The organism is Bacteroides ovatus (genome assembly GCF_001314995.1).
Taxonomy (GTDB): Bacteria; Bacteroidota; Bacteroidia; order Bacteroidales; family Bacteroidaceae; genus Bacteroides; species Bacteroides ovatus.
Genome location: NZ_CP012938.1, coordinates 1548582 through 1562749 on the forward strand (window position 1 = coordinate 1548582; position 14168 = coordinate 1562749).

The 14168-nt window shown below is 40.4% G+C and carries 12 protein-coding genes; 5 read left to right on the plus strand and 7 right to left on the minus strand.

The window, feature by feature from the left end; all coding sequences use genetic code 11:
• Nucleotides 1-19 precede the first annotated feature (19 nt).
• From Bovatus_RS06315 to Bovatus_RS06330, 4 genes are all read left to right on the plus strand, one after another.
• Entirely contained in the window at nucleotides 20-1573 is a 1554-nt protein-coding gene (locus tag Bovatus_RS06315) for a BT_3987 domain-containing protein (RefSeq protein WP_004317799.1), read from the plus strand.
• A 685-nt stretch (nucleotides 1574-2258) separates the two neighbouring features.
• Nucleotides 2259-3956 (plus strand): hybrid sensor histidine kinase/response regulator transcription factor, encoded by a 1698-nt coding sequence (locus tag Bovatus_RS06320; protein WP_004300188.1) that lies wholly within the window; start codon nucleotides 2259-2261, stop codon nucleotides 3954-3956.
• Nucleotides 3957-4128: 172 nt separating this feature from the next.
• Nucleotides 4129-4788, plus strand: coding sequence for a DUF4840 domain-containing protein (locus Bovatus_RS06325; protein ID WP_004300189.1), 660 nt, complete (start codon nucleotides 4129-4131; stop codon nucleotides 4786-4788).
• A 124-nt stretch (nucleotides 4789-4912) separates the two neighbouring features.
• Nucleotides 4913-5605, plus strand: a complete 693-nt coding sequence (locus Bovatus_RS06330) for a DNA alkylation repair protein (protein ID WP_022199559.1) — start codon at nucleotides 4913-4915, stop codon at nucleotides 5603-5605.
• Between the two features lie 125 nt (nucleotides 5606-5730).
• Here the strand turns inward: Bovatus_RS06330 and tnpC are convergent, their stop codons facing one another.
• The 7 genes from tnpC to Bovatus_RS06365 form a co-directional block, all read right to left on the minus strand.
• A complete protein-coding gene (gene tnpC / locus Bovatus_RS06335; protein ID WP_004300191.1) occupies nucleotides 5731-7509 on the minus strand; it encodes an IS66 family transposase in 1779 nt (592 codons plus the stop codon).
• Nucleotides 7510-7597: 88 nt separating this feature from the next.
• The gene (gene tnpB, locus Bovatus_RS06340; RefSeq protein WP_004297053.1) at nucleotides 7598-7942 is read right to left on the minus strand and encodes an IS66 family insertion sequence element accessory protein TnpB; all 345 of its coding nucleotides are present in this window, start codon (nucleotides 7940-7942) and stop codon (nucleotides 7598-7600) included.
• Between the two features lies 1 nt (nucleotide 7943).
• On the minus strand, nucleotides 7944-8312 hold the full coding sequence (locus Bovatus_RS06345; RefSeq protein WP_170834904.1) for a hypothetical protein: 369 nt from the start codon (nucleotides 8310-8312) through the stop codon (nucleotides 7944-7946).
• Between the two features lie 170 nt (nucleotides 8313-8482).
• A complete protein-coding gene (locus Bovatus_RS06350; RefSeq protein WP_004297656.1) occupies nucleotides 8483-9814 on the minus strand; it encodes an ABC transporter substrate-binding protein in 1332 nt (443 codons plus the stop codon).
• Nucleotides 9815-9846: 32 nt separating this feature from the next.
• A complete protein-coding gene (locus tag Bovatus_RS06355) occupies nucleotides 9847-10641 on the minus strand; it encodes an ABC transporter permease (protein ID WP_004297655.1) in 795 nt (264 codons plus the stop codon).
• Nucleotides 10635-11435 carry an ABC transporter permease gene (locus Bovatus_RS06360; protein ID WP_004308090.1) on the minus strand — a complete coding sequence of 267 codons (801 nt, stop codon included), beginning with the start codon at nucleotides 11433-11435 and terminating at the stop codon, nucleotides 10635-10637. The genes Bovatus_RS06355 and Bovatus_RS06360 overlap by 7 nt, the downstream gene beginning before the upstream one ends.
• Before the next feature lie 11 nt (nucleotides 11436-11446).
• The gene (locus tag Bovatus_RS06365) at nucleotides 11447-12838 is read right to left on the minus strand and encodes a polyamine ABC transporter ATP-binding protein (protein ID WP_004297652.1); all 1392 of its coding nucleotides are present in this window, start codon (nucleotides 12836-12838) and stop codon (nucleotides 11447-11449) included.
• A 138-nt stretch (nucleotides 12839-12976) separates the two neighbouring features.
• Here Bovatus_RS06365 and Bovatus_RS06370 point away from each other — a divergent pair, with 138 nt between their 5' ends.
• Nucleotides 12977-14080: a TlpA disulfide reductase family protein gene (locus Bovatus_RS06370; RefSeq protein WP_004297651.1), complete on the plus strand. Its 1104-nt coding sequence runs from the start codon at nucleotides 12977-12979 to the stop codon at nucleotides 14078-14080.
• The last annotated feature ends 88 nt before the right edge of the window (nucleotides 14081-14168 follow it).

Consider the following 14168-nt stretch of genomic DNA (forward strand, 5'->3'; position numbering starts at 1 on the left):
TTTAAAGATAACCATGGACATGAAAAGAAATATAAACTTCAAAAATGTTCTCTGCATGGCTGCCATTACATTAGTAACCGGCATGCTAGGAGGCTGCGAAGATAATTCCATTGCCACTCCCGTAGGTAAATTACCTAACGAGACGGCTTTAGACAATAACTTTGGCATGCTAAAATGTGATATGACAACCAGTGACCTGGAAATCACCATGACCAATACCAAGACTCCCGATTTTGCATTCTTCTACCAAACGGTGAAGCCGGTGGCACAGGACACCCGAATCACAATGAAAATCGACCTCGACTTAGTAGACAAATACAATGAAGAACACGGTACGGAATACCGGAAAATGTCTACTATCAGCATTGAGGGCATCAGTAACGATGGTGCAATGACTATTAAGGCAGGAGATACAATGTCGGATACTATCATGGTACGCCTGAATCCGCTAGGCACATTGCATGATTATTCTTTGCTCCCTATTACCGTAGAACTACCGGAAGAAAGCGGAATTCGTCCGTCACGGGATAGTAATGAAATCTATTACAAGATTTATTATAAACGCTCTACTTATCCGTGGTTGAGCCCGATGAAGGCTGATATGAAAAAGTACAAGATGGTAGGGTTTATTGATGGCGAAAAAGTCAACGCCTCCATTGCCAAAGAATTTATCATGGTATTATATGATAATGAAACATTCGGTCCCGGACATTATGAGTTATGGGAAACGTCGTGGTATGCCTATTTATATGACATCATTAATGTGAATGCCGCAACACTGGGATATGCGAATGGAAAAGTGACTCTGAACCAATCAGCCAATTTCAAAAAGCAGTTAAGCAATATGTCGTCACTCTCCAGCTATGGTATAAAGCGTTGCGTCACCCTTAAAGCAGAAGGGACCGGCTTGGGATTCTGCAACCTGACAGATGAGCAGATTACAGCCTTTGTAGCGGAAGTCAAGAAGCTCGCCAACTACCGTGTAGATGGCATTAATCTCATGGACGAAGGTGCCGAATATGGTATAAACGGACATCCGGCTGCCAATGCGACCTCGTATCCGAAGCTCATCAAAGCACTACGGGAATCTTTAGGCAAGACCAAACTGATTACAGTTACCATAACGGGTGATCCGGCCGGTTCACTAGCCTCCGAGGCTGCGGGTATCAGAGCAGGTGAATATATTGATTATGCCTGGACATGGGTAAATACCAAAATTATGAATCCATGGGAGGATAGCTCGATTGAAAAACCAATAGCAGGACTGGACAAATCTCAATATGGCGGTTTCAGCACCGACGAATATACGTTCGATTATGAAAATGACGAATCGTATCCGGAAACGTTACGAGAAAAGTTATATGACAAAGGTCTTGGCAAACTTTACATAATGCGTAATATCCCTTTCTGGTCGGACGCACTGGAAGCAACACCATATCATGCTAACATAAATGCAGGGGCAGCAGCCTTTTATAGAGTGGAAGGAGGCCATAAATATGAACCGGACATCAACTATTTGCATAATGGTAAATACAAGGATATGAAAGGGGATAAAAACTATTACGAGATGTAGAATTATCAATTAAACAGGGGGGGAAAAACAAATCCTTTCCTTACTAACAGGAGCTTATGCGCCTATTATCAGTAAAATAATATAACCGGAATTTTAACCATCTATTTGGTTAAAGTTCCGGTTTCACTATTTCCACCAAATATCATCAATTAAAATAATACAAAAACACAACACTTATCACCTACAAAACAACACCAAACAATAACAATACACCATTTGCCAATAACTCATCATTTATTTATTATACCAAATCATTACTTTTACTCCGCAAAAACAAACTATATTTCAATAAAGAAAATATGTTTACTTTACCTTAGGAATTACATATGAAAAAGCATATTGTGATACTGATAGCCCCAAAAGATTACAGTATCAAATACAAGATACGCCCACCACCGTCAAAGAATCTCTATTTAGTATTATATATTCAGAAAAAATGATCTATTAATTATTGTCACTTGGAGGAAATAGATATTCCTTAAAGAATGATTCAAGACGTAAGGATTTAAATCTGCATACGGAACTCGCTTTCTTAATATTGACCTTCAAAGAACAAATAATTTTGAGATTAGACTGTTTGAGTTTAGTAATGCCCTAAATCACACTCGTTGTGCATTTTCTCATCCCCCCTCAACTAAAAAGGAATAGAGGTATACAGTCCAAGTGACTTCAACAAAAAATAAATATGAAATACTTAATGATAACGTCACTATTTGTCTCTATTATAGATGCAAATATCTTTCACCAGTCTCACTTCTTCTTACTACTTACAGCCGGAGGAATTTCATTATATTGGCTCTTATCTCATTTTCTTACCCTCCATAAGGAAATCAAAATCTTAAAAGAAGAGCACCAATATTTCATGGATTCTTTTCAAAGCATTCGCAACCCTATCACACTCGTTCATACCCCTCTAAGAGCTGCTTGTGATGATAGTTGCCCCGAAGACATAAAGAAAATGTTATCACTAGTCATTCGTAATATAGACTGTCTTGATGAACACCTAACCAAATTAATGAATCTGCGACATCTGCTTATCTACTCCAAACAGATGGATATTGCCGAATATGAACTGGGAAACTTCATTAATAACAGAGTCCATTCATTGAAAAATTTCGCTACGGACAAGCGGATTAAGTTAGAAATAAAAACAGAGTTTAATTATGCCAGCGTTTGGTTCGATCAAAGTAAAATCTCTCCCATCATTGATAAATTCATAAAAAACGCAATAGAACATTCGAAACCTGAAGATAAAAGGATTATCTTTTCAATTTCTTCTAATTCCGAACACTGGGAACTTAAAACGTTCGATGCCAACAAGGGCAAATTGCTAACATGTTATAGGCGCCAAAAGTATCACTTGATTAAACCTAAACATAAATCAGAGTTCAAATATGCATTTGCCAAAAGTGTACTCTGCAAAAAATTAATGAAACTATGTGATGGGAATATTCTTATCAATCATTCAACCCACACTGTCTCACTAAGATTTCCTACAACAAATTCAGAAAGAAAGGTATCCGGATATAATATCATACACTCCGCAAAAAAGTCGGAAGAAAGAAAGACTGATACTTCATTGGGTAAGATTGCTCATAAAAAAAGTTCAATCAAGCCTACTGTTGTTCTCGCTGACAGTAATGAAGAATTCAAGTCTTATTTGGAAGAATGTTTATCAAAGGATTTTGATGTGAAAAGTTTCGGGAATGGCTCTGAAGCTTTAGAATGTATAAAAGAGAAATATCCTGATTTAGTGATTTGCGACCTTATGCTGCATGGAATGTATGGCTATGAACTGTCATCAAGACTAAAGACATCAGGAGAAACATCCGTTATTCCTATCATCCTTTACGGTTCACGTATAGATATAGGACAACGCAACAAAAGAGAAAGTTCTCTGGCCGACATCTTTTTATATGTGCCTTTCCACATCGAAGATTTAAAGATAGAAATGAATGTACTTATCAAAAACAACCGTTCTCTAAGAAGATCATTCTTGCAGACAGTTTTCGGAAAGCAGTTCTTGGAAAAGGAAGAAGAGAAAGTTTTAGATGATAGTAATTACACATTCATCAATCAAGTAAAAGAATTTATTCTAAAAAATATAGATAAGGAAAATCTGACGATAGATGAAATTGCCTCTGAACTGTATATGAGCAGAACTGCTTTCTTTAATAAATGGAAAGCACTGACGGGAGAAGCACCGAAGTATTTTATTTATCGTATTCGTATGGAAAAAGCACGTGAGTTATTGGAGAGTGGAAAATACTCTGTCCAGGTTATTCCTGAAATGATTGGATTGAAAAATCTTAAGAATTTCCGCCATAAATACAAAGAGTATTTCGGGATAACTCCAAGCAAGTCCATTACGAAAAAGCTATAAAATAAAAAGAATATTTTATAATTGAAGATACCATGAACAGGGATCTTCATGGCAATACTCATATAAAAAAATATTCTATTTTTATTTCCTTATGCAGTATTTCACAAGTACCGGCATTTACTTTATGTACGTACACCTTAATTTTGAAATTAATAATCTAATTTAAAACAGTATGAAAATTATAACTGAAATAAAAAAAGCTTGTTGTTTTAATCGTTTTGCTTTCTTAGTAATGTCATTAGGCCTGATAGCCACTTTTACAGCATGTAGTAGTGATAACGATTCTGATATTCCCGTATATTCACTTAAAGATGTGGAAGGTAATTATTCCGGTAATATGCTGACAGAAACTGCTCCATCCGTCAATCCACAAAACTATTCCTTCAAAGAAGAACAGCCGCAAGGAGCCACAGTTACCGCTGAAGTAAAAGACAATCAGATTATGATAAAAAAACTTCCGGTTGACGATCTGATTAAAAGTATTGTCGGTGAAGAAATAGGCGAAATTATCATTGAGACTTTGGGTGATATCAATTACAACATTCCTTATACTGCAGCCTTTAATGATGATAGCAAAGGCTCCATTCTACTTCAATTAAAACCTGAACCTTTGGAAATAAAATACACGATCCCTACCCAAGTACAAACAGAGGGAGAGGAAGCTCCTCAAATTACTGTAAAAGTAACTATAGAAGCGGAAGAAAAGGGTCAATATACATATAAAGATAAAAAACTCACCTTTGTAATCAAAGCCACCCAAGTGGAAGTAGAAGGAGAGCCGCTTGAAAACTTTTCGGTTACCACATTCAGTTTCGACATGGTCAAAAAGTAACTGATCGGATAAACTTTCCCAACGTATTTTCATTATGATGGGAATTACCTCCAAAAAGAGTATGCCTGCACACAGCGCGCATACTCTTTTTTTATACCTTTGTGAAATAACCAACGATATGAAAATGACTACAACTGAAAATATCCGGAAAGAATTACAAACATTAGCAGATTCCAAATATCAGGAATTTCATTCTTCCCTCCTCCCGGGAGCAAACAACATTCTCGGCGTACGCATCCCCCAACTGCGGACAATGGCCAAAGAAATTATTAAGAAAGAAGACTGGCGTACATTTGTCGAATCAACCGATACGATTTATTATGAAGAAACAATGCTTCAGGGAATGATTATCGGACTGGCAAAAATGGAACTTGAAGAACAAATGAAATACGTAACGATGTTCATTCCCCGTATAGATAATTGGGCTGTATGCGACATATTCTGCAGTGAACTGAAAACTTCTGTGAAAAAAGGAAAAGAAAACGTATGGCAATTTATCCAACCCTATCTGAAATCCTCTAAAGAATTTGAAATACGTTTCGGAATTGTGATGCTTTTCCATTATGTAGATGACGCGCATATCGATTCGTTACTGAAATATGCCGACTCATTCAATCATGATGCATATTATGCACGCATGGCTATGGCATGGATGATATCATTGTGTTTTATCAAATTTCCCCAAAAGACAATGGAGTATCTGAAACATAGCACACTGGATAACTGGACTTACAACAAGGCACTGCAAAAAACAATTGAGTCATTCCGGGTAGATAAGGACACCAAGGACATTCTCCGAGAAATGAAAAGACGATAAATACCAAGCACGGCGAACATCCTGCCATCAGCATTCTGGTAACCATACTATTTTCCGCCACGCCAATTTTATCGGCTGTCTTTCAGCCGATAAAATAAAAATGCCCGTAAGAAAATATTTTTGTTTTAACATTCCGGTTTATAGAAACATGGCAGAAGAGCCTTCTTGTCGCAGTCCTTACCATGAAGAATACATTCAAACAAGTGTTTCAGGTAATTCTGAGGGTCTATGCCGTTCAACTTACAGCTTTCTATCAGAGAGAAGGTGAATGCAGAGTTTTCTGCCGCATCCTCACTGCCAACGTTCATACAGTTCTTGAGCAGCAGCTTTACAGGTTTCATCCTTTGCTCACAGAGGTTGTTCGAGATTTCTGCTGAACCGTCCTTGAGGATATTTCTCAAGGATTTCCACTGGTTTATCGTATAGTTCACGGCCTTTCTCATCAGTTCGTTAGCCATAATCTTCGCATCCTGCATCATAATGACCACCTTATGATGGATACGTTCAAGAATCGGTCCTGTTAGCTTAAGCCTTCTTTCCTTAATCTGCTCACCGCTGAGTTTCATCATACGGAACAGGTCTTCATTTCTGAACATCTCACCGATAGGATCTATTATGTCCATCGCTGTTCTGTCTGAAGGCAGGGCATCAACCCACAACCTTCTACAATGCGTCCAGCATCCTATATGAAGCACCTTTGAGTCGTCTCCGTCAAACATCCTGTAAACCGTATATCCGTCAGTGGATATGGTTCCCATAAAATATTCCAGGAATGATTTTGCCGCATCGGACGACCTGCTGCCGTTATTATAGTGATAATAGACCATCTTAATATGCTTGGCAAAGAAAGCCCATAAGTACTTTCTCCTGTAAGCCTTACCTTCCTTTGTTTCCACTCCAACAAGCTCAGTAGTCTCATCAACCATAAGGTAATTAGCTCTCTGTACAAACTCCTTGAAGACATCTTCCATGAACTCCCTTAGTTTGGCGATTCCGTTATGGATATAGCTGTTCAGCGTGGTATTGCTTATGTGGATACCCTCTCTTGCAAGCAGTCTTATCTGTCTGTTCTCAGGCATGCTGAAGTCATATTTCAGACAAAGCAGACGGGCAAGCAGTTCAGGAGAGAAGATACCTCCAAGGTTTTTCAGCGGATGTTCCATGGTGCTTGTGAAAGTGCCGTCCGCAAGCTTTACCCTTGCCACCTTGTAAACATGCTCCACGTTATAAGCCCTTACATGTTCTATGACCCTGTATTCCCACACATCAGGCATACCGTTGCGGTTCATAAACCGTCCCCCTTCTGGAAGCGTGTAATACTCGTCCACTTCATGTACTACCACCTTGTCAACTTTCAATTTTGTTTTCCCGGCACGTGGTGCGGTTTCCTTTCTCCTTGAAGGTTTGCTGTTCTGGGCAGGTATGTTGCCGGAAGAGGTATTGCTGCCGGTTTCGTTATCATCGGTCTTATTATTATCATCCTTCCTGTCAGAACCGTCATACTCGGATTGTTCCAGAGCGGACTTGTCGAGATTACGGTTGTTCAACAGCCTTCTTTGCTCGGAAGTACGGCCGAAACGGTGTTTCCTGCTGTCCTCAAGCTGAAGTCTGAGATTGGAGATCTCGTTTGCCAGCATCCTGTTCACCTCATCCTTTGCTTCAAGCTGCTTTCTCATAAGTTCCATTTCTTTCCTGTAATGTTCAACCGTGGTTGACTGCTTTTCGATGGTATCTTTGAGATCATTGATGGTATCTATCAGATTTTTAGAGTTCTCCCTGTTGGATTCTTCAATAGACTCAAGCCTCGCAATCAATTCTTTATTCTGTTTGCGAAGACCTGCCTTTTCCTCATTCGCCAGACCCAGCTGGCAGCAAAGTAACTCGTATGCTCTTTCATCAATCATGATATAAAGGTACGAAAAATCAGGCACTTACGCAAACTTTTTACCGTTTATTTTTTATACTATCCTGTTGATAATCAGTATGTTAATATTAGCCTTTCGGACTAACGTACATCTTGTCAACTACAATGCTTTCCGTAAGATAAGCCATGTCCGACCACTGTATCCGGTAGCACCTGGAGACTTCATCAAATACAGGTTTCTTGAATTTGCCCATAACAGGACGTTTTTCGTAAAGCACATAAAAACCGCGTTCGTAATGAAGTATCTTCACAACCTTTCGGTTCCGGGACATGAACATATATACATTGGACGCATCGCTCGGGTCAAGGGACATTTCTTCCCTTATACTCTCACACAGACGGAAAATGCCTTTCCGCAAATCAACATTACCGTTAAACAGGTAATAGTTAAGGTTAGCACTCAGTCCAAGCATATCATCCTATCATTTTATTAAGCAACAGGCTCAAATCAAGAACGGTGGTGTTTCTCAGGAACAGTGTTGCGCCAGACGCCAGCTGTAACTTGATCCATTTTATTGGTGGTTCACCTTCAGGATGTTTCACGTCCAACTTCACAGTTGGACTATTGCATGGTTTCCCGGTTATCTGGACTTTGGCAACCTTGGGCTGCTCAACCTGGACTGTCTTGCCTAACTTCTCACTCCACAACTGGTGACGCTGCCAGTTCATGAACTTGTCGTAATTTACACCATAATCAGCACAGAACTCTCGAAGATCTTTGGTCTCGCTGCATAACTGGTAGAGGTCATATACCTCCTGATAGTTTACTTTTTCTTTTGCCATAATCATTCTTGTTAAAGGTTACGGCGCAAAGATATGGCGGCTAACAACTTATGTCAAGGCGGAAAATAGAATGGTTACAGCATTCTGTTCACCGTGCTTCTTATTTCTTACCGTAGATACCGCTTTTATTTTCCACCTAATTTATTTTTTGTTTGCAATCCGGAGAAACACTAATTCCTCCTGACCTTTTTCCTTCTGCTTCTACGTCTTTGTTGTTTCTGACGATTATAACGCTGCCACTTCTTATAAATCATCCAACCACTCATCAATGCAACAACGACGAAAATAAGAATAGTGATACCCACTCCCAAATTATCTCCTTTAATACGCGACCAAATATCAAGAACTTCTTTTGTCTTATCGCCAAAATCACGAATCATGGCACATCGTTCCACCACCTTACGATCCGGATATTGTATTTTATCAATCTGCACGCTGTCTGCACCCGGTCCGAAAAAGTAACTTAAATCGGAATAATAATGAAGAGTGGTGTCTATCTTCTCTTCCAGTATTTCGGGAGTAGCTATGGAACTTACATATCCGCAGAAATCCATATTCCGCAAGGCTATATCCGGACGACACATAAAGTTGATAAAATAACTGGCCGCTTCCGGATTCCCGGCATATTTCGGGATCACCCAACCATCATACCAAATATTACTTCCTTCTTCGGGAACTTCATAATCCAAATCCACTCCTACCGCATTGGCCTCTTCAATCGCCCAGATTGCATCACCGCTCCAAGTCATATTCAGCCAAGCTTTATTTTTCGTCATCATTTCCTTGCCAAAGTCCGCTTCCCAGCCAGCAATGTTCGGTTTCAAGGCTTTTAAGTATTTTTCAGCCAACTCCATCGCACGTGGAGAATAGTCGTTCATCAACTCTTCCACTGTTACCGTTCCCTCCTTCAGTTCCTTTGCATGCGCATAAATCACGGCTGTTCCATAAGCATCACGATAACTATCCTTCATCAGGATCTTTCCGGCATACTTTTTATTCCAAAGGCAATCCCAGGACAGGGCTACCGAATCGGGCACATAAGCCCGGTTATACAGAATACCTGCCGTCCCCCACATATAACATACAGCATAGCGGCTGGCTTTTTCACCCGGCTGACTCAATTTATTAATCTGCTTACGAATAAATGGAGCCACATTATTCATGTAATTGGGAGAATGTGCGAAATTCGTGTCGATAGGTAGCAACAAATGCTTCTTCAGCATACGCTCGATGATGTATTCCGAAGGACAAACAACATCAAAATCTTCATGCCCCTTTTCAATTTTCGTCAACATGATTTCGTTGATATCGAATGTCTGGTAAACGATACGGATATTCTCACCGGTCTGTTCTTTATAATATGCCTGGAAATCCTCAAGCACACCTTCGCCGATGTAATCCGCCCAGTTGTAGATTTTAAGAACCCGCTCACGAGGTTCACCGGAATTATAACACCCGGTCAAAGCCAATAAGAGCAGGATAGCAGGAATTATTCTTTTCATATTATTTACGTAGTAGCACATTTGATAGTCTATTAATCTTTTTTCTTCGTTTTTCCTGCCCGGTAATTGATTACAACCAATAACGCCAGTACCACGACAAAAATGATAGCCGAAAGCGGGCGAAGTTCCGGGGTCAAACCTCCCTTGCGGGCATCGGCGTAGATATAAGTAGAAAGCGTTTCCAAACCTTGATTACCGATAGTGAATACAGTTACGGCAAAATCATCAATGGATAGTGTCAGTGCAAGCATAAAGCCGCTAATCATTCCCGGACGAATCTCCGGAATTATGACTTTCCACAAGGCCTGCATAGGAGTAGCTCCTAAATCGAGGGCAGCTTCATAAATATTCGGATTCATCTGCTTCAAACGGGGCAATACACTTAAAACAACGTACGGGGTACAAAAAGTAATATGAGCAAGCACTACGGTTGTGTAGCCTTGTGTGATCCCCAGAGATACAAACAAAAGGAACAAGGATATACCGGTGATAATATCACCATTCAGAATAGGAATGCTGTTCACAAATCCGATCGCTTTGCGTGAACGGGCTTTCAGATTGAATATACCGATAGCAGCGATGCTTCCTAATAACGTAGATGCTGTTGCAGCCAGTAGAGCGATAGTGATCGTATTAATCAATGCATTCATCAAAGAATGATGAGCACCGGTAGTGAATAACGAAGAATAAAGTTTGGTAGAAAATCCCGTCCAGTTACCCAACACTTTCGCCTCTGTAAATGAGTAGATCACAATAATCACGATCGGAGAATAAAGCAAGAGCAGCAATATCCACAAATAAGTCTGTGCAAATATCTTCTTTACCATAGCCCGCCTCCTTCATTTGAGTTTTCCTTATCATCGGTGCTGAACAGGGAAGTAGCAGCTATCAATAGCAACATAATGAGCGAAAGTGCCGCTCCATAGTTCCACATACTGTTATTGATATTTTCCTGAATCGTCGTACCAAAGAGTTTGATGTTATTCATCGTCAGCAACTCGGCAATGGCAAATGTCGATATAGTCGGCATGAACACCATCATGATACCACTCATCACCCCCGGCATGGAAAGCGGAAGGACTGCTTTCAGAAAGACTTGCACAGGATTGGCTCCCAAGTCTTGCGCCGCCTCGATATAGCTATGATCCATCTTCTGCAAAGTATTGTAGATAGGATAAATCATGAAAGGGATAAAGTTGTATACCATACCGAATATCAACGCTCCCTCGCCCAACGGCACACTGAAAAAGTCGAATAAGGCAACAGTGGCAAGGGTACGCACCAGAATATTTACCCACATCGGCAAAATAAACAGTACGACCATCGTCTTGGAACGGTTCAGCTTGCTGTTACTCAATATCCAGGCAGCAGGATAACCCAATAAAATACAAACAAGGGTGGTAATAATGGCAATACCAATCGAATAGACAAAGGTATTGATTGCTTCGGGATGTTCGAAGAACTTCTGAAAATTGGCGAGTGTCAAATGGCCGCTATCATCGGTAAAGGCATATACGACAATTAAGAACAACGGTATAATCACAAAGATCGCCGAAAAAATAATGTAAGGGAGAGTCCAACTCTTACGTGATGACAAAAAGACTATAAACCTCTTATTCACTTCCTTTCCTGTTAATCGGTTATTTTAACTATACGAATAGCATCTGGAGGGATGGTAATACCTACACGGTCACCGTCATCCCATACATCGTTCGTATCTACAAATACATTCTCGTCCCAATCTGACAATACAGTCAGATGATAATGGTCACCCTTGTAAAGGATGAATTTCACCTCGCCCGTCAGCGTTCCGTCTTCTTCATTATCCTGAAGAATCACTTTTTCAAAGTCTACTTCCACTTTGACATTCGTATCGAAAGCGATTCCTTCCACCGGAACACATTCAAAGTTACAGCCCAGGAATTCCACATGAGTAGCATCCAGCAATTTTCCTTCGAATGTATTGCAAACACGCTCTTTCTTCATAATATGAATATCGAAAGGCTTCACCAACAGACCGACTTCAGCCCCTACTTCAAAATGATGGTAATCCTGCACCAAGAATTCATATCCGCCGCACAACACCGTCATTTCATAATGCACTCCTTTAAAAATAGAAGTCTCTACCACTCCTACTAACTGTGCCATTTCCGAAACGGGGAAAATATAAAGATCCTCCGGACGAATGACTACGTCCACCGGAACATTCTCGCCAAATCCTTCATCCACACATTCAAACTCCGTACCGCAAAAACGTACGAGTTTATCATGAATCATGGTACCGTTGAGGATATTGCTTTCTCCGATAAAGTCCGCAACAAAAGCATTGATAGGTTCATTATAAATATCAATCGGCGTACCGATCTGCTGAATCTTTCCTTCACTCATCACGACAATCGTGTCACTTAACGTAAGTGCCTCCTCCTGATCGTGAGTGACGTACACAAACGTGATTCCCAAAGATTTATGCATTTCTTTGAGCTCCATTTGCATATCCTTACGCATTTTCAGATCGAGCGCTGCCAGCGGTTCATCCAACAACAACACTTCCGGCTCATTCACGATGGCGCGGGCAATAGCTACACGTTGTTGCTGACCACCGGAAAGAGAATCCACATCGCGGTATTCATAATCCGTCATGCCTACCATTTTCAAAGCAGCTTTCACCTTCTTCTCAATGGTCTGTTTCGGTGTTTTTTTCAGTTTCAGGCCGAAAGCGATATTATCATACACATTCAAGTGCGGGAACAAGGCATATTTCTGGAATACCGTATTCACCGGACGCTTATGGGGAGGAGTTTGTGTTATTTCCATCCCCGAAATTCGGATTTCGCCTTCCGAAGCTGTCTGAAAACCAGCAATGAGACGCAACAACGTGGTTTTACCGCAACCGGAAGGACCAAGGATAGTCACAAACTCGCCCTTTTTCACGTTCAGAGTCACATCATCCAATGCTGTTTTATCGCCAAAGTACTTCGATACATGGCTCACCTCAATGATGGATTTATCTTCTTGCATATTCATACTAAAGTTTGGGCTGCAAAGGTACACATTTCTGCGGTTTCCACCTACGTGTTAATCTAATATAACAGTGTTTTTCGATGCCCGACAGAAAAAAAATCTATCTTTGCATAAATATTTATTCACCAATTTTACAAAAGCATGAAAAAGTTTACTTATTTAGTTATTGCAACGGCAGCGTTAAGCATGGTAGCTTGTACTGGCGGAAACAAAGCCGGATACACTATTACAGGTACAGTAGAAGGTGCAAGCGATGGTGACACCGTTTATCTTCAGGAAGCCAATGGTAGAAATCTGACCAAACTAGATACAGCCGTTATCACCAAAGGTACTTTTACCTTTGAAGGCACACAAGATTCTGTGGTTAGCCGTTATGTCACTTGTGAAGTGAACGGAGAACCGTTGATGATCGACTTCTTCCTGGAAAACGGAAAAATCAACGTTGCCCTGACCAAGGATAATGACGCTGTTACCGGTACTCCCAACAACGATGCATACCAGGAAATCAGAGCTCAAATCAATGACATCAGCAAAAAAATGAATGCCATTTATGAGGCAATGGGTAATACATCTTTAAGTGATGAGCAGAAAGAGGCCAAACAAAAAGAAGGTGCTCAGCTGGAAGAACAATATGACAAAGCAATCAAAGAAGGCGTACAAAAGAATATCACCAACCCGGTTGGAGTATTCTTGTTTAAACAAACTTTCTACAATAACTCTACGGACGAAAATGAGGCTTTGTTGCAACAAATTCCTGCTAATTTCCAGAATGACGAAACAATCGTAAGAATCAAAGAGATGACTGACAAGCAGAAAAAGACTGCTGTAGGTACTCAATTTGTTGATTTCGAAATGCAGACTCCGGAAGGAAAGACAGTGAAATTGTCTGATTATGTAGGCAAAGGAAAAGTAGTATTGGTTGACTTCTGGGCTAGCTGGTGCGGTCCTTGCCGTCGCGAAATGCCTAACCTGGTAGAAACATACGCTAAGTACAAAGGCAAAAACTTCGAAATCGTAGGTGTATCTCTCGATCAGGATGGTGCTGTATGGAAAGAAGCAATCAAGAAGCTAGACATGACTTGGCCGCAAATGTCCGACCTGAAATTCTGGCAAAGTGAAGGTGCACAGCTTTATGCTGTAAACAGCATTCCTCACACTGTATTGATCGACGGTAGCGGTAAGATTATTGCTCGCGGTCTGCACGGAGAAGAACTTCAAGCTAAAATTGCAGAAGCTGTAAAATAACAAATCCAAAGAAAGGCTTTTCCAAAGGCCTTGAAATTTATACAAGACTGTCTCAAATAGAAAATGAGACAGTCTTTTTTATTTGCGA

Excerpts from the sequence above, each read along its gene's own strand:
- Bovatus_RS06365 (WP_004297652.1), bottom strand. The coding sequence starts at position 12,838 with ATGAATATGCAAGAAGATAAATCCATCATTGAGGTGAGCCATGTATCG.
- Bovatus_RS06345 (WP_170834904.1), bottom strand. The coding sequence starts at position 8,312 with ATGGCAAAAGAAAAAGTAAACTATCAGGAGGTATATGACCTCTACCAG.
- Bovatus_RS06320 (WP_004300188.1), top strand. The coding sequence starts at position 2,259 with ATGAAATACTTAATGATAACGTCACTATTTGTCTCTATTATAGATGCA.
- tnpC (WP_004300191.1), bottom strand. The coding sequence starts at position 7,509 with ATGATTGATGAAAGAGCATACGAGTTACTTTGCTGCCAGCTGGGTCTG.
- Bovatus_RS06355 (WP_004297655.1), bottom strand. The coding sequence starts at position 10,641 with ATGGTAAAGAAGATATTTGCACAGACTTATTTGTGGATATTGCTGCTC.
- tnpB (WP_004297053.1), bottom strand. The coding sequence starts at position 7,942 with ATGCTTGGACTGAGTGCTAACCTTAACTATTACCTGTTTAACGGTAAT.
- Bovatus_RS06330 (WP_022199559.1), top strand. The coding sequence starts at position 4,913 with ATGACTACAACTGAAAATATCCGGAAAGAATTACAAACATTAGCAGAT.
- Bovatus_RS06315 (WP_004317799.1), top strand. The coding sequence starts at position 20 with ATGAAAAGAAATATAAACTTCAAAAATGTTCTCTGCATGGCTGCCATT.
- Bovatus_RS06370 (WP_004297651.1), top strand. The coding sequence starts at position 12,977 with ATGAAAAAGTTTACTTATTTAGTTATTGCAACGGCAGCGTTAAGCATG.
- Bovatus_RS06325 (WP_004300189.1), top strand. The coding sequence starts at position 4,129 with ATGAAAATTATAACTGAAATAAAAAAAGCTTGTTGTTTTAATCGTTTT.
- Bovatus_RS06350 (WP_004297656.1), bottom strand. The coding sequence starts at position 9,814 with ATGAAAAGAATAATTCCTGCTATCCTGCTCTTATTGGCTTTGACCGGG.